This window comes from Kribbella sp. NPDC048837 (assembly GCF_055586945.1).
In genome coordinates this window covers 1-22,171 of sequence record NZ_JBVJHF010000019.1, presented here as the reverse complement: position 1 = coordinate 22,171, position 22,171 = coordinate 1, and the positions used below count along the sequence as shown (strand labels likewise).

The 22,171-nt window shown below is 64.3% G+C and carries 18 protein-coding genes and 1 pseudogene; 9 read left to right on the top strand and 10 right to left on the bottom strand.

Features of this window, described 5'->3' with window-relative positions:
• Positions 1 to 1,388: 1,388 nt before the first annotated feature.
• From ACZ6O0_RS43685 to ACZ6O0_RS43665, 5 genes are all read left to right on the top strand, one after another.
• Positions 1,389 to 2,387: a hypothetical protein gene (locus ACZ6O0_RS43685; protein ID WP_465771023.1), complete on the top strand. Its 999-nt coding sequence runs from the start codon at positions 1,389 to 1,391 to the stop codon at positions 2,385 to 2,387.
• A 335-nt stretch (positions 2,388 to 2,722) separates the two neighbouring features.
• The gene (locus tag ACZ6O0_RS43680; RefSeq protein WP_465771022.1) at positions 2,723 to 3,517 is read left to right on the top strand and encodes an alpha/beta fold hydrolase; all 795 of its coding nucleotides are present in this window, start codon (positions 2,723 to 2,725) and stop codon (positions 3,515 to 3,517) included.
• A 238-nt stretch (positions 3,518 to 3,755) separates the two neighbouring features.
• Positions 3,756 to 4,136 (top strand): VOC family protein, encoded by a 381-nt coding sequence (locus ACZ6O0_RS43675; RefSeq protein ID WP_465771021.1) that lies wholly within the window; start codon positions 3,756 to 3,758, stop codon positions 4,134 to 4,136.
• Between the two features lie 545 nt (positions 4,137 to 4,681).
• Complete coding sequence (locus ACZ6O0_RS43670) at positions 4,682 to 5,470, top strand: DinB family protein (protein ID WP_465771020.1); 789 nt, start codon at positions 4,682 to 4,684, stop codon at positions 5,468 to 5,470.
• Positions 5,471 to 5,539: 69 nt separating this feature from the next.
• Positions 5,540 to 6,061: a DinB family protein gene (locus ACZ6O0_RS43665; RefSeq protein WP_465771019.1), complete on the top strand. Its 522-nt coding sequence runs from the start codon at positions 5,540 to 5,542 to the stop codon at positions 6,059 to 6,061.
• Between the two features lie 99 nt (positions 6,062 to 6,160).
• Here the strand turns inward: ACZ6O0_RS43665 and ACZ6O0_RS43660 are convergent.
• A pseudogene (locus ACZ6O0_RS43660) lies at positions 6,161 to 6,226 on the bottom strand (hypothetical protein); the annotation flags it as partial.
• Between ACZ6O0_RS43660 and ACZ6O0_RS43655 the strand changes: the two are divergent.
• Positions 6,222 to 6,578: an ATP-binding protein gene (locus ACZ6O0_RS43655; RefSeq protein ID WP_465771032.1), complete on the top strand. Its 357-nt coding sequence runs from the start codon at positions 6,222 to 6,224 to the stop codon at positions 6,576 to 6,578. The pseudogene ACZ6O0_RS43660 and the gene ACZ6O0_RS43655 overlap by 5 nt on opposite strands.
• Positions 6,575 to 7,513: an aldo/keto reductase gene (locus tag ACZ6O0_RS43650; protein ID WP_465771018.1), complete on the top strand. Its 939-nt coding sequence runs from the start codon at positions 6,575 to 6,577 to the stop codon at positions 7,511 to 7,513. Before ACZ6O0_RS43655 ends, ACZ6O0_RS43650 begins: the two co-directional genes overlap by 4 nt.
• A gap of 38 nt (positions 7,514 to 7,551) precedes the next feature.
• On the opposite strand, the gene ACZ6O0_RS43645 is transcribed toward ACZ6O0_RS43650, so the two are convergent.
• The 9 genes from ACZ6O0_RS43645 to solA form a co-directional block, all read right to left on the bottom strand.
• The gene (locus ACZ6O0_RS43645; protein WP_465771017.1) at positions 7,552 to 7,932 is read right to left on the bottom strand and encodes a MerR family transcriptional regulator; all 381 of its coding nucleotides are present in this window, start codon (positions 7,930 to 7,932) and stop codon (positions 7,552 to 7,554) included.
• Positions 7,933 to 8,877: 945 nt separating this feature from the next.
• A complete protein-coding gene (locus ACZ6O0_RS43640) occupies positions 8,878 to 10,155 on the bottom strand; it encodes a tyrosine-type recombinase/integrase (RefSeq protein WP_465771016.1) in 1,278 nt (425 codons plus the stop codon).
• A 2,432-nt stretch (positions 10,156 to 12,587) separates the two neighbouring features.
• Complete coding sequence (glsA, locus tag ACZ6O0_RS43635) at positions 12,588 to 13,505, bottom strand: glutaminase A (protein WP_465771015.1); 918 nt, start codon at positions 13,503 to 13,505, stop codon at positions 12,588 to 12,590.
• 189 nt (positions 13,506 to 13,694) lie between these two features.
• Positions 13,695 to 14,828: an NAD(P)/FAD-dependent oxidoreductase gene (locus ACZ6O0_RS43630; RefSeq protein ID WP_465771014.1), complete on the bottom strand. Its 1,134-nt coding sequence runs from the start codon at positions 14,826 to 14,828 to the stop codon at positions 13,695 to 13,697.
• Positions 14,829 to 14,935: 107 nt separating this feature from the next.
• Positions 14,936 to 16,138, bottom strand: coding sequence for a M24 family metallopeptidase (locus tag ACZ6O0_RS43625; protein WP_465771013.1), 1,203 nt, complete (start codon positions 16,136 to 16,138; stop codon positions 14,936 to 14,938).
• A 219-nt stretch (positions 16,139 to 16,357) separates the two neighbouring features.
• Positions 16,358 to 17,176: an amino acid ABC transporter ATP-binding protein gene (locus ACZ6O0_RS43620; protein WP_465771012.1), complete on the bottom strand. Its 819-nt coding sequence runs from the start codon at positions 17,174 to 17,176 to the stop codon at positions 16,358 to 16,360.
• Positions 17,173 to 18,105 carry an amino acid ABC transporter permease gene (locus ACZ6O0_RS43615; RefSeq protein WP_465771011.1) on the bottom strand — a complete coding sequence of 311 codons (933 nt, stop codon included), beginning with the start codon at positions 18,103 to 18,105 and terminating at the stop codon, positions 17,173 to 17,175. The genes ACZ6O0_RS43620 and ACZ6O0_RS43615 overlap by 4 nt, the downstream gene beginning before the upstream one ends.
• Before the next feature lie 4 nt (positions 18,106 to 18,109).
• Entirely contained in the window at positions 18,110 to 19,045 is a 936-nt protein-coding gene (locus ACZ6O0_RS43610; protein WP_465771009.1) for an ABC transporter substrate-binding protein, read from the bottom strand.
• 310 nt (positions 19,046 to 19,355) lie between these two features.
• Positions 19,356 to 20,492: an N-methyl-L-tryptophan oxidase gene (gene solA, locus ACZ6O0_RS43605; RefSeq protein ID WP_465771008.1), complete on the bottom strand. Its 1,137-nt coding sequence runs from the start codon at positions 20,490 to 20,492 to the stop codon at positions 19,356 to 19,358.
• 154 nt (positions 20,493 to 20,646) lie between these two features.
• Between solA and ACZ6O0_RS43600 the strand changes: the two genes are divergently transcribed.
• Positions 20,647 to 21,522 carry a MurR/RpiR family transcriptional regulator gene (locus ACZ6O0_RS43600; protein WP_465771007.1) on the top strand — a complete coding sequence of 292 codons (876 nt, stop codon included), beginning with the start codon at positions 20,647 to 20,649 and terminating at the stop codon, positions 21,520 to 21,522.
• A gap of 220 nt (positions 21,523 to 21,742) precedes the next feature.
• Positions 21,743 to 22,171 (top strand): nitrilase-related carbon-nitrogen hydrolase (locus tag ACZ6O0_RS43595; RefSeq protein WP_465771005.1); only part of this gene is annotated, 429 nt, incomplete at its 3' end.

Genomic DNA, 22,171 nt, shown 5'->3' with positions numbered 1-22,171 from the left:
CGTAGTGAGATCCGAGAGCCCTGGCCGCGCTCTCGGCGACCCGATGCAGCGCCCAGGCCCGGCCGTCCTCGTCCGACTGAGCTGGGCTGATCGCCGCAGCGAGATGGAGCATTCCGTAGTCGGCCAGCGGGTCTTCTGCGGGTCGCTGCTGTCGATCCGCCTTTCCAGCTCGTCTGCGGCCGCGAGACAGAGCCGCGTCGCTTCGTCCTGCTGGCCTGCGCGCCGATACGAGCCGGACAGGCCCAAGCGCCGAGCGCGATCAGGTGCGGATCATCGGCCTCGCGGGCGGCGTTCATCGCCGTTCGGCAGGCGGTTCGAGCAAGGGATCCCCACGCTGCGGCCGAAGACGGAGGGCAGCCAACCTTCACCTTGGCGACTGCCATCACTGCGGCCGGCTCTGGCAGGGCAAGGTCGACGGGGCGTGCGAACACTGCCCCTGCTGCTCTTTGGTGTCTCCAGCCCGAAGCCAGCCCAGGCAAGCCGGTGAACCGGTCCGACCTCCAGAGCTGAGCTGGACAGCACCAGGCTGAATCCTTCCCGCCGGATCTCGGCCGGGGCGGTCACTTCGAAAGCCTGACCTGGGCCGGGCTGGACTGCCCGGTCGCGTCCCGGCGGCAGACCCAGCCGGTGCCGTACGAGGTCGTCGTCCACTGCCACTAGGCGGCGGTGAGCTGTTCGGTGACGACTGCCGGCAGCTGCTGCGGGTCGGTGTCGCGGGCGAGCTCGGCCAGCTGGCCGGTCAGGAGCGGCCCGTCGCCACAGGCCAGGCATGCCATCGCGTAGACGATTTGTGGCTGGCACCGGCCGCAATGCCGCGTCACCACGATCCGGTCCGGATCCTCGTCGGTTGTCGATCACCACTCGGTCTGTAGTTCTTCGCGCAGCCGCGCCGCCTCCGGGTTGTCGCCGGGGAAGTCGCCGCAGGTGGGACAGCCGCGGTGATGCTGCGCGGCTTGGTTGTGTGGGGCGAGGGCGACGATCAGCTCGGCAGTGGGGTCTGCGGTGAGAGCACGATGGATTGTTGCGCGGCTGGACCCGACTGCCTGTGCGATTGCCCGGACGACTTGCCCTCGGCCTTGAGCTGGCGGGCGGGGCCGATCTGGCCGGGCGTCAACGACTTGCCGAAGCGGTGCCGGTAATCGGCAACCTGGCGATGTGCCCCGCAGCAGTTCCGACTCAGTCCGGCCCGGTTCGCTCATCGCGCGGCTGTGGATCCATGCACCACCGCGCAGGCGAGCACCACGAAGTGCGGATCAAGCCGCGGCCATCGCTGTTCTCGGTGGTCGACTTAGCCCGGGCCGCGGCGACGCCCGCCCGGCTCACCGCAGGCCCAGCCCGGCCGGTACCACTCGCGACCCTGGCGCGCGGCTGCTGACTAAGGTCGACCCATGCCGAACCCTCTGTTCTCCACCTATCGCGGCGGCGAGAACCGTGTTACATCCTCCCTGATGGCCGTGTTCGAGCGGATTGACCTTGCATTGGTTCAAGAGTTGCTCGAAGCCGCGACCGGCACCGGCGAGGAGCTGCGCACGGTGACGTTCGAGAACCAGGTCGTGAACGTCGGCGCTGTTCCCGATGCGCGGATCTCGGCTCGGTTCACCTGGTGGTTCGAAACTAAGACCGCCCGAGGCGGCTATACGGCGGAGGGGCACGACAGGGATCAGGTCCGCGCCCACGCCCAGCAGCTCGAGGACGATCCGCACGCACGCCTGTTCGTCCTTACACCAGACCCGGCAACGCCGTCCTGGTTCGAAAACCTGGACGGCGTGAACGACGCGGTTCGCGAGCAGGTGGTGTGGCTGTCATTCAAGGACCTTGCTGATGTGATCACCGGCATCACGGCCGATCCGACCAGGCTGATCGGCGAGCAGACTCGGTTCCTACTGACCGAGCTTGTGGCGCTGTTCGAGGCCGACGGACTGCTCACTAACGACGACGCCGTAGTCGTTGCGGCCAAGTCCGCCTGGCAGGAATACCTCCACTACAGCGCCTACATCTGCCAGCCCGATCGCACGTTCCGCGAGGGCATCTCCCACTTCGGGTTCTACTACCACGGGAGCATCCAGTCCAAGGTCGCCAAGATCCGCAGCTACCATCCCACAGTCGCATTCACCCCAACCGAAGCGGCTCGGCTGGGCCATGCCGGCGAACATGGGCTCGCTGATCTGATCGACCAGGTGCTGACCGACGGCGCCAGGGTCGAGGGTGACTCCCACGGCGTCATGCTGCTTAGCGGACCCTCGGACACGGATACCGTGCAGCTGGACGGCCTGATCGTCAACGACACCAAGACCGCAGCCGGCAGGCCCTGGGCCTGGACGCTCAGCCAGCGCTACACAAGGCTCGACCGTCTGCGCAGTGGGATAGCTCGAACGTCACAGCTGTGAGCCCTCGGCCAGGCACGCCAGACCGATCAGCGCGCGACTGGGGCCACGCAGGCGCGCTCCCTTCGCAGGTCGTGGGATCAATCGTGGTGCGAAATGGAGTCAAAGAGGGTCGGCTCGTGGGGCCAGACGCCCTTCGAAGTGAGGCACGTGCCGCCTAGAGGGGTTCGGTACTAGGCCATCATGGGCCCGTTTGTTCCGCAGGTTCAGGGTTCGAACCGACGGAGCCATCCGAGAGCAGATTCGGCATCTGGCCTGCAGCAGCAGAGTGATGCTCTGCGCCGGCCGGCCCGACCTACAGCCTGGGCGCGGGCGTATTTGCGCTATTGTCCGCAACCATGTTCGACGTGCGAGGCAGGACGGCCCATCTGGCGTGGTATCGGACCGATGAGGCGGCGGCGGCCGAGGTCGCCTTCCTGCACGGCTTCTCCGACTCTGCGCAGTGCTGGGAGCCACTGATCCGCGCGATGCCTGGAGTTCGGGGGCTCGCGATCGATGCGCGCGGGCACGGCGAGTCCGGGCTTCCAGAGGAACCTTTCGGCTATGCCGCACACCGCGACGATGCCGCCCTCGTGCTGTCGAGCCAGCCCCGTGACGGCGGGCTGGTCGTGGTCGGCCACTCGATGGGCGCGATGTCGGCTGCCTACCTGGCCGCGGCGAGGCCGGACCTGGTCCGTGCGGTTGTGCTGGAGGACCCACCGACTGGACAGCCGTCTGCCGGTCAACAGGACGAACCGCTGTCCGTGCCGAGTTGGCTCGCGGACCTCCGAGCGCTCGATCTGCCGTCACGGATTGCGCGGGGCCGATCCGAGGACCCCGACTGGCCCCATGACGAGCTTGAGCCTTGGGCGGTGTCGAAGGCGCAACTCAACCCGCATCTGTTCGATCTGCCGTTTCAGGACGCGGCTCCGCTGACCGACCTGCTGGCCGCGATCACGTGCCCGGTGTTGTTGATCCATGGGGACAGTGAACGCGGCTCACTGATCTCCACCGAGTACGCGAAGCGCTGCGCCCGAGCGGCGGCCGGCGAGTTCCGGGCGGTACACATCGCCAGTGCCGGCCATTCAGTACGCCGAGACAACCGCCCCCGGTACCTCGCGGAACTCACAACGTTCCTCGACCTACACCGCTGAGCGTCGGCGCACCTGGATCCTCGAGACGCACCGACGGAGTCATTGGAGCGCTCCAAGGAAGCATGACCGCCCGGTGGTGCCAGTCGAGCGGCATCCGGCCTATCTCATCGACATCTAGCGATCCCGAACACGGTGAAGGCCTACGCACATGACCTGAAGGGTTGGTTCGCCTTCCCGGCCAGGCAGCGGGTTCTCGATTCGGAGGCCGAGCTGGAGAACCCATGTCGGCGTCTCGCCGGTGGAGAATGTCGATGTGAGGATTGAGTTCACCCTCGACTGCGCTGACCTGGACCGCATGACGAGGTTCTGGCAGGACGCCGTGGGGTTCGTAGTGGTTGGCGTCATCGAAGGCCGGTACGTCTCACTGCGTTCGCACGATGTCGCTCTCACTCTTCAACAGGTTGAAGAGCCCAAGACGGTCAAGAACAGGATGCACCTCGACCTGCTTGTAGACGACGTTGAGCTGGAGGTGAGCCGCCTGGAAGAGCTCGGGGCCACTCGACTGACTCCAACCGCACGCGAAGAGTTCGGTCAGACCTGGCTCGTCCTCGCGGACCCTGAGGGCAACGAGTTCTGCCTAGCCCGCGATCCGTCAGGAATGGGGCCTTCCAACGGTTGACTCCTGGCAGGCTCACCGCACATCGGCTGAGCCCGCGTTGGCCGGCGCCCAGGGTTCCAGCCGGTCGCGAATCATTCGGCGGACATGTGTCGTGCAACTGCTGGTGGATCACACGGTGCGGGGGGCTGCCCGTAAGCCAAGCGCGATGCGAAAGTTGCTGGTGGAGCCCAGATACGAAGGTGTCGAGCAGAGCCCGGACGGCACCGGAAACAGTGCTCGTAGACGCGGTCGGCTACTGGCAAGCGGTACGAACAAGAAGGGGTGAGCGCGGAGTTCTTAGGCACTCCGCGACACCTCAGGTGCTGGGCGACAGGGCTGATCGCGTCGCCGGATCTAACGGTTGGGAAACGATCGATTCTCAACCCCCTTGTGCCGGAGTGCTGCGACACCTCGATACTGAGCCATGCGTAACCGTCCGCGAATTGCTGGCCGGTCACGGCGCAGCGAGCCAACACCAGCAGGTGTCCATGAGGTCCGCCCAGTCGTAGTTCGACAACTTGGTCGCCAACGTGGCGCGGGAGGGACGGGTGCGGGAGACTTCCTCGATGGCTACTGAGTACACCCAAAGTGACCAGTTCCGCGGTGGCCGCATCCACCTGTGCGACCTTGCCGGTCTCGAGATCCGCGATTGCGAGGTCAGCGGGCTGAAGATCGTCGACTGCTACGGGAGCGAGGTCTACCTCGGTGGCGACTTCGAGCGTGTCGTCGTCAACGACGTCGACGTGACCGCATACGTCGAGGCCGAGCTCGACCGGCAACACCCCACGCGGGTGCTGGCGCGTGATGCCGCGTCCCCCGACGACTACCGCGCTGCTTGGGATGCCATCGAGGCGCTGTGGGCGGCGACGCTCGACCGCGCCAGGCTGCTGCCCGAGGCCAGGCTGCACGAGCAGGTCGACGGCGAGTGGTCGTTCGTCGAGACTCAACGGCACCTGCTGTTCGCCGGCGATGCCTGGCTTGGCAATGCGGTGCTCGAGGAGGAAGCGCCGTACCACCCGCTGGGCTTCCCTTACGGCGGGATGCCGCCCGACGAGTCGGCGAAGCTCGGGCTCACCCTCGACGCCACCCCGACGCTTGACGAGGTCCTCGCGCCGCGGCTCGCCCGCATGGCCACGACGCGGCGTGTCATCGACGGGCTCACCGAGGCCGAGCTCGATCGGGTCTGCGGTCGCAAGCCGGCAGACCCGTATCCCGACCAGGAGTACGTCGTGCGCCGCTGTCTCAAGGTGGTGCTGAAGGAAGAGGCCGAGCATCACCGTTATGCGGTGCGCGACCTCGCCGAGCTCGAGGCCGGTGCCGCCCGGACGTCCTCGAAGCTGCCCGGCACAGTGTGATCCACCGGCAGAGAACCAAGCCCGGCCACCGCAAGCCACAGCACGAGGGCGGAGGGACTCAGAACAGAAATGAGCGCTGACGCTGAGAGATACCCAGAGCTCGACGCCGATGAGCGCACCACGCTCGGCCAATTCCTCGATCAGTACCGTCGCCGGGCGCTTTCGCGCCTCGAACGGCTGACGGACGCGCAGGCGCGAACGAAAAGCCTCCCGGCTACAGACCTGACGCCGGGTGGGATCGTGAAGCATCTCGCGCACATGGAAGATCATTGGTTCATTGCACGAGTCGGAGGAGGCGAACTTCCTCAGCCGTGGGCGTCGGCGCCGCTCGACACCCAACCGCAGTGGGACTTTGAGTCTGCGGCCGGCAACACAGTCGGAGAGATTTCCGCGCTGTATCGGGCGGCTTGCACCCGTAGTCGCCAAGTCGCCAGCCAGCTTGCCACACTCGACACGACCGCGCCTCGTCCCTCGTTCGGAAAGGGCCCCGTGACACTTCGCTGGGTCATGGTGCACATGCTCGAGGAGACGGCCTGCCACGTAGGCCACCTCGACCTGCTCACCGATGCCATCACCAAGCAGGCTCCGTGACCGCTCGCGACGATCTCGACCCAAGGATTCGCACGCGGGCTCGTTGGTGCAGAGAAGCTTGAAGAAGAACGGTGTGCGAGCCGCCATACAGTCATCCCGCAGGTCCCTGATCCACTGCGGATTGACGGCACGCGCATAGACTCCGCTCTCACCGCCGGCGATCACTCAGTCGATCCCGGCGAGCGGAAGAAGATGCAGCGGTCCCAGCAGTGCTCGCAGGAGAGGAAACGGACGGCGGCCGGTACGCCCCGTCGATCTGCTCTGCATCGACGAACTCGGATACATCAAACTCGACCGCCGTGCCGCCGAACTCCTCTTCCAGGTTCTCACCGAGCGCGAGGAGAAGAACTCGGTCGCGATCGCCTCCAACGAGTCGTTCACCGGCTGGGGCAAGATCTTCACCGACCCCAGGCTCTGCACCGCCATCGTCGACCGGCTCACCTTCGGCGGCTCCGCAGCTTTCGTGTACTCGCGGCTTGACCTGGAGCGTGCTCCAGCAACGAGGGTGGTGCCATGAACACACCCACGATGGCCCTCGGGGCGATGTACTTCGGCACCAGGGTGGACGAACGGACCGCCTTCTCGATCCTCGACCGGTACGCCGAGCTGGGCGGGGCCTTCATCGACACCTCCGACAACTACAGCTTCTGGACCTCCGAGACCGGCTTCGGCGGCCAGAGTGAGGCGCTGCTGGGCCGCTGGCTGGCGTCCAACCCCGGGGCCCGCGTCCGACTCAGTACCAAGGTCGGAGCCCAGCCCACGCGGGTCGGCGGGTTCCCCGACCACCTCGAAGGGCTGAGCGAGGACGTCGTGCGCGGAGCCATGGCACAGAGCTTGGAGCGGCTGGGAGTGGACGGTGTGGACCTGTACTGGGCGCACGTCGAAGACCCGACCGTTCCGGTGGAAGACCTGGTCGAGACGTTCGGCGGCCTGGTCCGTGACGGCCTGACCGCTCGCTGGGGCGTGTCGAACCACCCGTCCTGGCTGCTCGAGCGGATCCGGGCCACCGCCGAACGCGAGGGCCACCCGCAACCAACCGCGTACCAGGAGCGCTACTCCTACCTTCAGCCCGCCGGCGGCATGGCCGTGGAGGGCCAGCCGATCCCGCTGGGAATGCTGTCACCGGACGGCCTCGACTTCCTGCGACGCAACCCGTCGTTCGACGGCTGGGTCTACACCGCCACCCTCCAGGGCCGATACGACCGCAACGACCGCCCACTCGAGACCGAGTACCGCCACCCCGGCACCGAACGACGTCTGGCGGCGCTGACCAGAGTCGCCACTGCACGCGGACTCCGACCGGGCCAGGTGGTGCTCGCGTGGCTGGCGTCCGGGAACCCGGCGCTGACCGCGATCGTCGGAGCCAGCAGCGTCGAACAGGTCGAGCAGGCCGTGGTAGGCGCGTCCACCATCCTCACCGAGGACGAACTGGCAGCGCTCGACAGCGCATAGGCGACGACGCGCGAACACCCCCCAATGCCGGGAGTGGGTCAGGACATCGCATCCCCCGTCCGGCTGAGTTCCCCGCGGTACCAGTCCGCCTTCTCCTCAACCCGGGCGAGGACCGCGTCGAGCTCGGTCATCCGCGCCCGGATCGAGGCGGCGTGCTCCTCGAGCAAAGCGACCCGCTCCGGCATCGTGGTGTCATCACGGCTCAACTCGCCGTACCGACGCAACTGCTCGATCGACATACCTGTGTCCCGCAAGCAGCGCAGGAATCCGAGCATCCAGAGATCGCCGTCGCTATACACACGCCGGCCACCAGCGCTGCGCTCGATGCGCGGCAGAATGCCTTCGCGCTCGTAATAGCGCAGCGTATCGATGCTGAACCCGGATTGTGCGGCCGCCTCGGCCGGCGAGTAGGTCGTCATCACGAGAACCTAACAGCTCACCTGGAGCCAGCTCCAGATCCGACCGCACAAGCTCGCTGGTCAACCACCGCACCGTGGCTCGGAGCCATCGTCGATCAACCGGCCACAGGCAAGGCCCCTACTTCACAGCTGCCGTCCGGCACTCAGGCCTGGACCGCGCACAGCATCGCCAAGGCGACCTCCGTGCGCAGGTTGTCGCGCGTGCCGGTGTGCCGTGCTCCAGTGCACCTCGCCAGCGATGATGTTGGCATGGCTATCAGGACCCCCTGGATCGGCGCGATCACTATCGACCGTGATGACGCGGAGTCCACGCGGCGCTTCGGCTCGACGCGGCCCTGCTCCTGACCGCCATCGACCACCTGGGCCAACGGCCACCACAGCCGGGGTCCCCGAGCTCCAGCAAGCATCCCTAACCCGACGTCGGCCGCGAAGCCATCACGCGCCGCGGAACATCGGTGAGGAACTGGCCCCGTCTGTGAGCGAACTGTCGGCACAGCCGCGAGAGCTCCGGAGCCGGAGACCGACATCAAAATTCACAGAGATCCAGCCACTGACCAAGGCCCTAATGACACCTGAGATTCACTAACAAGGCTAGTTTGTCTTCGAATATATGTTCTAGTCGCTCCTGCCGTCGGGTGACCGGATCGACCAGCAGCGGTTCGGTGTCAGTCGGGGTCGTCCTGTTCCGTTGCTGTTCCGTGGGCGGCTGACAAACGTCGCCAGGCGCGAGCCACGCTCGCCTGGCCGGTGCGCTCAGTACGCTCGGCTTATGGCAGGTGGCAGTGGTGGGAGCAAGATCGCGAAGAACCTGATCAACTTCGCCCCTTGAGCTCCCCTGGAAGCTGACGACAATCGACGAGCCGCCCGCTGGCGGGACTTGCCGCAGGTCAGAGCCCAGATCGTGCCCCACTCCGACAGTTCCGGGGCGCCGGCCTTGGGGCTTCTCTAAAGGCTCGGGAGAGTCGGTTCCGCGTCTGTTCCGTCAGCGAACATCGAGAACAGGGCGCCGAGTCTGTTGTCGATCGCTCTCCGGGAGCGTTGGTGGGACGACGGCAGCAGGTGGGTATAGAGGCGGAGCGTGATTCCAGGATCGCTGTGACCGAGGTACTCGGCAAGCTCCTTGATGTTGACTCCGTCGGCCAGCGAGACACTCGCGTAGTAGTGGCGCAGGGCATGCAGGCCGGTATCCCGATTGGTGAGGTATTTGAGCTCGCCACGAGCATTCCGGGTCGGCACTGGGATCACGCCGACCCGCGCCAGTGCGGGCTTCCACACATACTCGTCGTACCCGCGCGCCCTGATGTGGAGATCGTCTCTCCACCGGAAAAGGATGTTGACCGTCAACGGCGGCCCGCCGACGCGCTCCCACGGCAGGGTGTGCGGCCGCGGCTTGGTGCCATCGACGTGTGCTCGCAGCACCTCGGAGGCACCTTCGGAGAGAGGCACGGACCTCTCCTTGTCGCTCTTGGGCAGCGCGAAGATGAAGTGCTCGCCGAGCCTCTTTACCTGCCGCCGGACGTGGATGACACCGGCGTCGAGGTCGATGTCCTCCTCCGCGAGCCCGAAGATCTCACCTTGTCGCAGCCCGGCTGCTGCACCGATGACCGGGATCGGACGGTAGTGAGGGGGATGCTCCTCGACGATCCGACGTATCACCTCGTCGGCCCAGACGACGACCTTCCGGTCCCGCGGGACCGGTATTCGCACTGACTTGGCGCTGGCTGGGTTGCGCTTGATCGTCCCGTCATCCACGGCGAGTTCGAGAGGACCGTTCAGCACGATGAAGGCGTTGCGCGCCGTGCCCGGACCGAATCGGCCCTCCAGGTCGGCGACCCAGGCTGCGATCTCCGACGGCTTGATGCTGCTCAGCTGCCGCCGCCCGAACACTGGGTTGACATGAAGGCGCAGCGATGACTCGTACTTGATCACCGTAGTCGGATCCACGATCCGCGACGCCAGCCATCGCGCGGCAATGTCAGCGAAGCGAGCCTGGCCGGCCTTCGGATCGACGTACTCGCCGCGGCCGCTGTCCGTCTCCATGGCGTTCGCATACCGAGACGCCTTGACCTTGGTCTCGAAGGCTTGCGACTTCTCCTCCCCGTTCGGGTCGTGCCACACGGCCAGCCACCGCTTCCCACGTCCCCACCGAGCGTTCCGCTCTCGCTCGATCGTCCCGTCCGGCTGCTTGACAGCCTTAGTCCACAAATCCTTCGCAAACGCCACGCGGCGACCTCTCAATCGATGGCCAGCATCGAGAAGGTCAACGGGCGGCAGGTGAGGCTTTCGGGCTCGCGCGACTCTCTTCGCGTGTCGGCGGTGCGCTGAGACCCGGCAACGTCGGCCATGAGCGTCGGATACTTTGATGCCGCCGGAGCGGGAGCACCCGCAGACTCGGGAACCTCTGAGGGGCCGGCTCGAGGGGAGCGGTTGTCACCAACGGCGGAACGACGTACAGACTGACGTAGGTTTCTGCGGCATATGCCAATGAACGGGAACAGCAACAACACCCAGAGCACGATGCTCACGAACCGAAGATGATCGTCTGACCGCGGTCGCCCGCCCGTCGTCGTTGCCGGCGTAGAGCTGCCAGTCCTCAGGTCACCGAACTTCACCGCCGCATTGGCTGCGGATGGTTGAACCCGGCGAGGTCACTGCCGCCACCTTGTTGTCCTACTCGGCGTACGCACTGAGAACGCCTCTGCGTCGTTCTGCGTCGCCGCGGTCAGGTCGTCGTCCGCTACGCCGGCTTCCGGCATGTTGTCGGGTTGCGCGACCGCTCGTTCGGTTCGAGCGTCAGCGGCCCACTGGCCACTCCGGCGGGCAGATCGAGCGCGATCCGGACAACCTGCACGTCCGGGTCGTCCTCGTTTCAGGTGAGATAGGAGACGGCGTACCGGGTCGAGACCAGGGGCCGCGTCGACCGTTTCGATCCGGACGGAGTCGTGGGTACGGAGCAGAATGCTGGGTAGAGGATTCATCTCGCTTGTCGCGAATCACCACGACAGTCGCTACTAGCCCCGGTGGCTCGGACGCCGCGGGGAGGAGTGCGTCACTGTAGGGCATACGGTTGGCGCTGCCGCAGTTGGCCACGTCTTCGTCCTGCCGGTGTCGTCGTGGGCCCACGGTGGTGGCTTCACGCTCGGCTCGACCCGGTGCCCGGCTGTGCCGGTGTTGCGTTCGCACGGGACTGGCGCGCCGCAGTGCCGCAAATGAGCGTTGGCTACATGATGTGGTCATGGATTGGAGCACTATCGGTTCCGCCGGTGATGGCGTTGGCGGAGTGGCTGGTGCTGCCGCGGCCGTTGCCGCTGCGGCAGCAATCACAACGTCGAGGCGGGACCAGTACCGACGTGATGCGTCGGGCCTTCACGGTGAGATGTACTTCCAGGCTCAAGATCTACCGGCAGACGTCGAGCTTCCTGATGAACCAGGGATCTGGTCGGATTCCGAGATGGTGTGCAAGGTCACCAACTCCTCCGGGCACCCGTACTACAGCGTCGTGGCGTCCGTGTTCCTCCGGTCTCGGCGGCAGCGCTACGCGGCACGCGCGGACGTGATCGCTCCCGCCACCACGCTGTACGCATCGATGGGCCTGGTCATTGGATGTGACCTCGCCGCGATGAATGACGACGTTCAAGTCGTCCTGACATTCGTGGACAGTCAGGGCCGTGGTTGGCGCCGAGATGAGACTGGGATCCTCAGACGTCTGTCCCGGTGGAGGATGTGGCGCAGCACCCGGCGACAGATCCATCTTTACCCTGGCCGAGCCGCGACCCTGCACGGGATACGTGAGGTGGAGGCGATCGAAGGAGACCCCATCGCCGGCGAATCGCGCATTCCCAGCTCGCACTTGGTCGACGCGGACGGGCGGCCCACTGGCCTGGCAGTTCTCGGCGTAGGAGAGGATCGCATCGAATCCGACAAGGCCGCGAGGCCCCCGCTGTCCGTGGACCGCGAGGACCTCGTCAAGGCACTCGAGTTACAAGGCTGGCCGCGGAAGCCCCGATCATTGTCGGCCAAACGTCGCGCGAGGACAGGCAGAACCAGTTAGGTCCAAGGCGCGGTTGAGCTGTCGCGAATCAGGTCCGCGGCCGAGACCTCACGCAGTACTTCAAGGGTTGGACAGCCATCCGGCCCCAGCGATGCTGGGCTACGCGGACTGGCACGACTGCCGGAAATGGTGTGCGGAGACTTGCTAGACACTCCGTCCTTGCAACACGCGTTTCGACACCTCCACCACGGCGGGTCCGCATCCGTGAGTGCCGAGGCGGGCGGTGTGAAGGCTCGATTCCCAACACAGGTCGCGAACCCCCTCAGACGCTGATGTCGGGCCGCGGATCGCCTTGCGGTTTGCCAGGCTGATTCGCCGTCAGGAACAACTCAATGACGACCACTACCCGATCCCGGTGTACGGACTGTCGAGGAGTGGAAGAGTGCCGGCCGTCCGGCAACGCCCCGGACGGCCGGCACTCGCCTCAGTGGAGTTCGAGCTCTGCGGACTCCTGGTCGGTGAACAGACACAACCCGATCAGGAAGCGGACGACGAGCGGGTGGCAGCCAGTGCAAGGGCAAGCGCGGCACAGGAGTTGCGCCTCGTCGCGGCGCAGTCGTGTGAGGATCAGACCCGATTTCGTCAAAGTCACGGGGTTCAACACTCAGAAGATCGACCAGTCGAGGATTCTGGTGAGCTCCTCGAGCGCGACCAGTGCTCCGGTGGAGTTGCCGCGCTCATCCAATGGCGGACTCCACACGACGATCGTGCCCCTGCCCGGCGCGATGGCAAGGATCACTCCGGAGATGCCAGACTTTGCGGGCAGGCCGATGCGAAACGAAACTTCTGCCGCCGCCCCGTAGGTGCCTGACATCAGCAGCACGGAGTTGATTCGACGCCGCTCGTCACGCGGCAAGACGGAGAACCGCGCTTGCACGTCGGCGAGGAAGAGCGATGCCGCCGCGAGATCTCGCGCGCTTCCCGCGATTGCACACTGGTTGAAGTACTCGTTCAGCACCACGTCCGGGTCGTTGTAGAGGTAGGCGCCATCGGCTAACAGGTGGGCGATGGCGAGATTGCGATGACTCGTAGCGGCTTCCGACGCGGCAACGTACTCGTCGATCCTCCACCCACTTGGGCGGGACACCGACCGCAGCACGTCCTGCACCGAGTGGGCAGCTTGTCGCGTCAGGTCGTGCAGGCGGTCGGTGACGACGATCGCTCCCGCGTTCACGAACGGATTTGCGGGCTTCGCCTCTTGATCCAGACCCTCGACCGAGTTGTGGTTGTGGGCGGACGGGCCCCAACCAATGCGCGGCCAAGCATCAGCATCGAGGGAGACGAGGGCGCACAAGGCGAACACCTTCGAAATGCTCTGCAGTGAGAACGGCTCGTCCGCATCACCGAATGTCAGCATCTCTCCGCCGACGGTGGCTACCGCCACTCCAAATGTTCGTGGGTCCTGATCTTGAAGAGCGGGGATCTGCTGAGATACCCGTCCGTTGGCGGCCGACGCGCTGCCTAGCGCAAGAACCTGGTTCTGGACCTCAGGCGTGATCGCCTCCAACCCGGATCTGATCATCTCTTTCCTGACTCTGAAGCTGCTTGATCCGGAATATCGCCGTGACCTGCGGCTCTTTGGATGGGGCAGGCAGCCCTTATGGTAAGACCGCGCGACCGTTGTGCCTGGTAGCGGCCTTCAACGGCTAGCTAGGGACGCCGCGGCCAGTCGACGCGACGTGCTTGTTCGCATACGCAACTCGCACACGAATCAACTCGCAAACCGGTCAAGACCGAACGCGGCGAGCGACTCGTGACGTCGGCCCGTGAGGAGCTCGTCACTGACGACCTCCGCGAGGTGAGGCGCGAGCGTGACCCCGCTGTGCGTTGCCACGGCATAAAGAGTCCGCTTCGAGTCGACCCAGTCCGCGATCGTTAGACCGTCACGAGGTAGCACCCGCGTGCTCGCCGTCAGCGTGTGGATCTCTGCACTTCTGAGCGAGGGGACCAGGAGCCGGGCACGTTCAAGAAGGACGCCTGGGGCTTCCCAAACACACGGATCACCGAACCACCTAGCGCCGACGCCGGCGTCGGTCAGTGTGATGCCCCCATTGCGGGCCGGGGACATGGCGATGCCCGGGGCTTGCACCATGCGCGTGATTCCTGAGTTCAACGGCCCCGTCGTAGCGACGAGCCCGACGGCAGAGTAGGTGGAAGTCAAGTTGTCGGACGGAGCGGCGTCGAGAAGGGGGAAGTCGACCCCGTTCGACTCGAGGATGTGCCGGTTGCCGTTTCCGGCTGCCAAGACGGTGACGTCCGGCGTGTACCGATGCACCGAACCGTCGGCGGACACGCAAATGACCTGGCCCGGACCCACTTCAGCAACTCGCTGGTAAGGCTGGAACACGGCACCGCGAGCCTGTGCGGTGTGCAGGAGTGCCGTGCACATTGAAACCGTGTCTACCCAACCCTCCTTGGAGTACAGGGCACCTCCTGCCAGGCCACGCGCTTCCAACGCCGGCTCGAGTTCCAGCAACTCGCGCGGCGACAGCAGCGATGCCTCGTAGTCGATCGCGTTGAGTCGCCGCACCTTCTGTTCGATGGCGGCCATGTCCGACTCGCTGGTTGCGACCTGAATGTTGCCAACCTGATGAAACCAGGGAGCCTTGATGACGGCAGCTGCGCGCTGGACTCGTTCGTGCGCTCGGATACCCAGCAAATTCAATCGCGCATACGTGTCTGGAGTCTTGGAGTTGGAGTTGATCCAAGAAAAGGTGCTCGAGCTCACGCCCGCGGCAACGGATGCGGAATCCAAGACAGTTACGGCGGCGCCGCGGATGGTCAGCTCATGCGCGATGGCGCACCCGATGACTCCTGCTCCCACGACTAAAACCTTGAGCTTCATGACATGTCCCATTTCCAGACTGGTTGTCTTTGCGACTGTAATTCACCAGGGTTGCGCACGTAAGGTCATGACTCCCGATCGAGCCCGTCCTGTCGCTGCGGACAGCACTAAACCGAGATCATCTGCTCTGGGACCCGAGTGAGAAGTTTGGCACCCTCGTGTGTGATCCTGAATGTGCTCTCAATGCGCGACTGGAACCCGTCCATGTACACGCTCGGCTCGAGGGACAGAACCATGTCCGCTTCAAGTTTCGTCGGATTGCCCTCTGAGATCGGAATGTTGATGGGTTCCGTCCCCAGCGTGCGCCCGCAGCGGTGCATTATGTACTGACCAAGGCCGCCTTCTTCCAGGACGGTGCGAACAGCAACGTCAATGTCAGAGGCAACGGCGCCCGGTCGACACATCGATACCGCAACGTCGTAGGACTTCTTCACCGTTGCATTGATGTCCTGCTCGGCAGAGTCCAGATGTCGCTGAGTAATCACCCGACCAAAACCCATTCTGTAACCCAAGAGGAAGGGAACTCGGCAAAGGTCGATCGCAACGAGGTCCGATGACCCGATCAGGCGGGTCGACGCCGTGCCGTGCGCTCGATTCAGCCGAGGCCCTGAGGTAAGCAGTTGCGCACCCTGCCCAAGCGGGGAATCCACATACAACTCGTTGGACGTCTGCGACTCAATGACCTGAGCGCAGGCGCGCACGTTGTGATCCAAGCCGAGCATGGCGACTTCGTATTCGCGGTAGCCACCACGCTTGACTGCTTCAAGTTCGACCTGGAACATGTTTGCCGCAAGTTCGCCGCAGGCCTCAAAGAGTCTCAGTTCCACGTCGTCCTTGACGGCCTGAAGACGCTCGAGGCTGTTCGTGCTCTCGATGACAGTGAAGTCCTGAAACTTTTCCGCAAATGGACGATAGGCCTTGTCCGTTAATTGAGTCTTTTCAAGACTAAGGCGCGGGTTGCGGCCTCCTTCACTTGCTACGAATGTGCGAACTAGTTCCCACGCATCTGTTGAGTCATCCAGCGAGGACCACTCGACATGGTGCTCGATCCTGAGTGCGAGACGCTTCGTCGCCGCTTCGGCGAAGCTCCGCTCGATCTTGGGCACTACGAGCAGCGGAGTCCCGCTCTGCGGGACGACGAGGCACGTCAGTCGACCTGGCTCGAAGTACTCAGCGCGCGCGGCGTAGCCCCAGAATCCGCTCAGGTACCGGACGTTGCCAGGTTGGAGAAGGATGCTGTAGTCCGTGCCCTCCTTGCGCAGGATTTCCTGGTAACGGCTGATGCGCCGCTTGTAGTCGAAGTCGAACATTCTCTGCTGTCCTCCCTTGAACTGATGAGTGCTGACACAGTGCCCGCTGCCGTGGATTGCCGTGCGGCACATAAATTCTGAGCTGCGCTATCGCCGAAGGGCCGTCGATAGTCATTGACAACGTCTCGACAACTTCACCTGTCGGCACAGAGCACATCGGATCGTCGGCATTCTTTCGCGACGAAACCTGCCGCCCCGTTTGTCCGGAGCGAGCGTTCATCAGCGAACGCGAGCGAGGAACGCTCGTGTTCGCTCATTTTGCGGATTCTCGATGACTTCAGCTGGTCTGCCCTGCTCGACGATGACGCCTTCGTCCATGAAGATCACACGATCGGCGGCCTCCCGAGCGAACGAGATCTCGTGAGTGACGACGACCATGGTCAGGCCCCGCTCTGCTAGATCCCGCATCGTATTCAGCACTTCACCCACGAGTTCCGGGTCCAGTGCTGAGGTCGGTTCATCGAACAGGACCAGATCGGGGTGCATGGCCAGCGCTCGCGCGATCGCGACACGCTGCTGCTGGCCCCCAGAGAGTTGACGCGGATAGAAGTCTTCCCGTCCCGCCAAGCCAACTTGGGCGAGCAGCTTGCTCGCTTCCTCCCGCACCTGCTGCTTGTCCCGTTTGAGAACGCCTACCGGACCTTCAAGCAGGTTCTCCATCACCGTGCGGTGGGAGAACAGGTTGAAGTGCTGGAACACCATTCCAATGCGGGATCGACGTCTGGCGAACTCCCGGCTCGACAACTCGCGGAGTCGATCCCCCTCAACTCGGTATCCCACATCAGTCCCGCCGACGAGAATACGGCCGCCGTCGGGGCGTTCGAGCATGTTGATACATCGTAGGAACGTCGACTTGCCCGAGCCCGATGGCCCTAGGATGACTACGGTCTCGCCTTGGGCGACCTCCAGGTCGATACCTTTGAGTACCTCGACGCCACCGAAACTCTTGCGAACAGCCCGCGCCTGAAGCACGGGCGTGTCGGAGTTCTGTGGGTGATCAGTAGCCGCTGAGTTCCGCGTTGAAGAGGTCGCGCTCACAGGTTCTCCCTCGTGGTAGGCGCGGTAGGAACCGATGCAGCGGCCGGCCGCAGGCGCAGGAACTGAAGGAAGGAACGGCCAGTGGCGCTCCTGGTCGAGCGACCGTAGTGACGCTCGATGAAGTACTGGCCGACGTAGAGCAGCGAGGTAACTGCGAGGTACCAGATGCATGCCACGACGAGCAGCGGAATGGTTTGGAAAGTGCGGTTGTAGATAGCTTGCGCTGAGTAGAGCAGGTCACTCAGGGCGATGACGCTGACCAGCGAAGTCGCCTTGAGCATCGTGATGATCTGGTTGCCGGTCGGGGGCACGATGAACCGCATCGCCTGTGGTAGTACCACGCGAGCCATGACTCTGCTGCCGGTCATTCCAAGTGAGCGGCCGGCTTCTCGCTGCCCAGCGTCGACGGACAGGAGGCCGCCTCTGATGATCTCGGACATGTAGGCGCCTTCGTTGAGTCCTAGGCCCAGTATCGCGGCCAACAGCGGCGTGATGACGTTGTTTGTGGTCAACTCGAAGAAGGTGGGTCCGAACGGGATGCCGACAGGCAGCTTCGGGAGCAGTGCCGACAGGTAAAAGAAGAAGATGAGCTGGATGAGCGTCGGTGTGCCCCGGAAGAACCACACGTAGGACCACGAGACCGCCTTGAGTACGGGGTTTTCCGACAGGCGGCAGATGGCGAGGAAGACCCCGAGCACGATGCCGATCGTCATCGAGACGACGGTTAGCCCTAGCGTCAGCTTGAGTCCGTTGAGGATGGACTCTTCCCCAAGGTAGGTCCACACCACGTCCCACTCGTACCTGGGGTTCGTGATGAGGAACTGGCCGAGTTTGGCGGCGAAGACCGCCAGGACGACGGCCCCGATCCAGCGCCCCGGATGTTTACGTCGGACCGCTCTCTCGATGCATGGTCCATCTATGGTTGCCATGGTCTCAGCTGGCCTTCTTGCTCACGTTGATTCCGAGAGTCTTCAGCTCGCTTGCCTCAAGACCCCACTTCTTCATGATCGCGTCGTAGGTGCCGTTCGACTGCATGGCCTGAAATGCCTTGAGCAGGACCTGGGCGAGTGCGCCGTCCTTGGGAGTTGCCGCGCCCTGGAGGTCGACCCCGAAACCGTTGGATTCACCTGTCCCAGCCAACTCGAGCGCGCCGTTGGACTGCTTTACGTAATAGGTAAGGCGTGCCTGCGAAGAGAAGAACGCGTCTGCACGCCCCGACTGGACGGCCAGGACGGCTGTGGGCGAGTCCGGGTACTCCTGAATCTGCACGGCGTCCTTACCTTGCGAGGCACAGACGCTCAGCTGCTTGTTGAGGACTGAAATGGTTGAGCTAGATCCGAGGGCGGCCACCTTCGTCCCACAGGTCGCAGAGAGGCCGGTGATCTGTCGGGGATTGCCATGCTGCACTGCGAAGACCACATGGTCTTGCATCCAGTCAACGAAGGTGACCTGCTGCTGCCGGTCGGTGTAGTCGCCGATAGGACCCACCGAGAGGTCGAAGCGGCCGGCCTGGATGCCTGTTATGACGGCTGCGATGTTGCCGACGGTCTTGTTCTGGATCTTCACACCCAACATCTGCTCGAGTGCGTCCTCGAAGTCCCGCGACGCGCCGGTCACCGAACCGTTGCCCGCCACGATGTTGTACGGCGGAGCGGAACCGTAGTTGACCGACGTGATGGTTCCGGACGAGAGAATGGACTGGGGCAGCTGAGAGCGCAGAGACGAGTTGAGCTGCTGCGTTGGGAGCGTCGAACTCTTCGATGTGGCAGCGGCGTCAGAACCAATGCTGCTGCCCGGGTTCGAGCCACAGTTGCTCAAGACCAGACCGGTCGCAACGGTCGCGACTAGCGCCAGTAGCCGGTGCTTCATGACTTCTCCTTGACTAGAGTGATGGCAAGTAACGTTGGCGCTCTGTGTGACCGTCAGCCCGGCTCCTGGACGGTTGACGGGCTTTCTCTGCCTTGTGAGGCGTGGAGTCGCGCTTGATCACGAGATCCAAAGAACCCAGTGCGTGCGGGCTCATTGACGACTCAAGAGCTTCACTCGGCTAGGACAGCTCCGCAGCCATCGTGCGCACCTGCGGACGGAAGCCCTACCCGAGCACTGTTTTTGTTGTAACTGCGTCGCTTGGCGATGTGAGCGCTTCGCGACTTGGCAGCGCAGGTCCTTCAGTCGGCCTTCATTGGAAGTTCCGCGAGGGATCGAGGAAGGAGAGGTCATCAGCCGGCTTGCCCAGTGCAAGTGCTGCTGCAACCTCGCCAAGAGCGGGCGCGAGTTTGAACCCATGGCCAGAAAAGCCGGTCGCGGCGATCACTGTTCCAGCCGAATCGATCGGACCGAGTAGGCCATGACCATCGGGAGTGAAGAGGTCGGTGTAGGTTGCGATCCGGGTGGGATACGGGTCCAGGTCCGGCAGTGTCTGCCTGACCGCTTCGCTCGTCTCCCGCACAAGTTCGGTGTCGACCGATCGGGGTAGCGAGTCCGCGCCGTCCACATCGGAGAACGCACGGTCGTGTGGCAAGACCTTGACGGTCGTGCCGTCGACGCTGGGAAAGCAGGAGTATGCGGGGCTCCCGACTCGGACGGCAACCGGCGTATCTTCCAGGCAGAATCTCGCTTGGTTGCGGAGACGAAACCACATCGAGGGGACCATCCGCGGTTGCAGCGGGAGGTGCTGCAGGATTGGCTGTTGTGCCGCCCACGATCCGGCGGCGATGATGACGCGATCGTAGGTCACCTCACCGCCGGCGGTCACGATGACGGCTTTGTCAGTGTCGGCACGAACGTCGCGAACGGGGGTGTACCGCTCCACGTTCGCTCCAAGCCGTTCTGCCTGTTGGACGGCTGCAAGGACGCTCGTCTCGGGTCTGAGCAGACCGCCGAGCGGGTCGAACAGTAGAACCTCACCGTCGCGCAATGGGTGCTCAGGAACGCGGGCGTATGCCTCGGCGTGCTCGAGTTCTTCCAGTGGCAGGTCGTGGAGAGCGGCTGACGCACGTACGGTTTCGATCTTCGGGTGCTCGCGAGGCCCGACCGTCACGTGCCCGACTGGGTGGAACAGTTGATGGCCCGTTTCGTGCTCCAGTTGCTGCCATAGCTCGCGGGCGTGCCTCAGCAGAGGGACGTAGTTGGGGCCTTCTTGGTAGGCCATGCGAAAGATGCGACTCTCGCCTCCAGCGGCTCCTCTATCGTGGCCTGGCGCGAAAGCGTCGTACCCGACGGCGTCGACCCCGTGTCTGGCGAGGTGCCACAGCGCCATCGCACCCACGCTGCCGACACCGACGACAGCCACCTTCAGGCCCGTCTGTCGGAACATTCGCTTCTCCGTTCGATCGATTCCATCGGCGCTTCGCCTGTCGTTTGGTCTGTGATTCGGGTAACGTAACAGCCGTTCCAGAAGGAGGTCAAGGTTCGTAATGGTGGATACAGACGATGAAGGGACTCGCCGCGGGTCGCTACAGGAGCGACTGGTGGCGCTGGAGGGTTCACTGTCGCCACGCGAGCGAGATGTCGCTCGATACTTGGCGCGGCGGCCAGAGCTGGCAGCAACAGCATCGGCGAGCGAGCTCGGCGAACGCACAGGCACGAGCAACGCCACCGTCGTGCGGGCGGTGCAGGCGCTCGGCTATGAGGGATTGTCTGACCTGCGTGAGCAATTGCTCAAGGTCATGGTGGACCGGCTCGATCCCACCGTTGTTCTCCAGCGGCAGCTGGAGCGCCTGGAGCCCGGCGGAATCGCAGACCAGGTCTTCGACTCGACAGTGCAGACGTTGCAGCAGATGCGGCGCATTCTTGACTCGCAGGTATGGGCCTCCGCCGTGGAACTCGTGGACAAGGCGGGCCGGGTGGTCTGTTACGGCATCGAGGAAGCGGGGTGCGTCGCCGACGCTGCGTCGCTGGGACTGAGGCAGTGCGGCAAGGCAAGTCGCAGCCTGGATGCGACCGGGCTGTCACTCGCGAACGGGCTTCTCGACTTGAACGACGGGGACGTCGTCGTCCTCGTGGCGCTACTGCGTCGCTTCCGCGAGATCGACGCCATCATCGACCATGCCTCGAGCGTGGGGGCTCGAACGATCCTGATCAGCGAGTCGCTCGGAGTGGCGCTGGAGGGGCGGGTCGACGTGGTGCTGGCCACCCCACAGACGACCCAGTCGTTCGCCAGCTCCCTTGCCGTGCCGATGGCTCTCATGCACTCGCTCACGTTGGAGGTCGCACTGCGCAACCGCCAACGCGCCCTGGACGCCCGCGAGCTGACCAACAAGCTTCGATCCGCGGCCGTCGGGGCCGATCTGGATGTCGACCCTCCATTCATCACTACTCTGCCGGACGGTGCGCACGGCCTGTGACGAAATCCGATCAACCGCAGCCACCACGGAACCTCGTCAAGATCATGCGCGAGCTTCATCACTGTCGTACCGGTGCCGCGCTGAGCGAGTTCTCCGCCCGTACGGGATGGTCGATTTTCTGATGTCCTCCGCGATGCATCATCGCCCGCCGGGCGCCGGTCTGAACGTTTTGAGGTTCGGTGCGGGGCCTTCACGCGTTAAGAGAAGGGATTTATGAAGGATGGATAGGTTCAGGGTTGCGGTTGCGCAGGCTGGTTCGGTTTTCGGTGATACCGGAGCGACGATCGGCAAGCTTGCCGGCCTGGCTCGCGAGGCGGCGGTCAATGGGGCGAGGCTGATCCTGTTTCCGGAGGTGTTCGTTGGTGGGTATCCGCGTGGGGAGGACTTCGGGTCGGTGGTGGGTTCACGCACGCCACGTGGGCGTGACGCCTTCCGGCGTTATTGGGAGGGTGCCATTGACGTTCCTGGTGAGGAGGTGCAACGGATTGGGGAGGTCGCGCGGTCGAACAATATCTATCTGGTCACGGGGGTTCTTGAGCGCGAGGGTGGCACGGTGTATTGCACGGTGCTCTTCTTCGGTCCTGATGGCAGTTTCCTGGGTAAGCACCGGAAGTTGATGCCGACTGGTGTGGAGCGGTTGGTCTGGGGG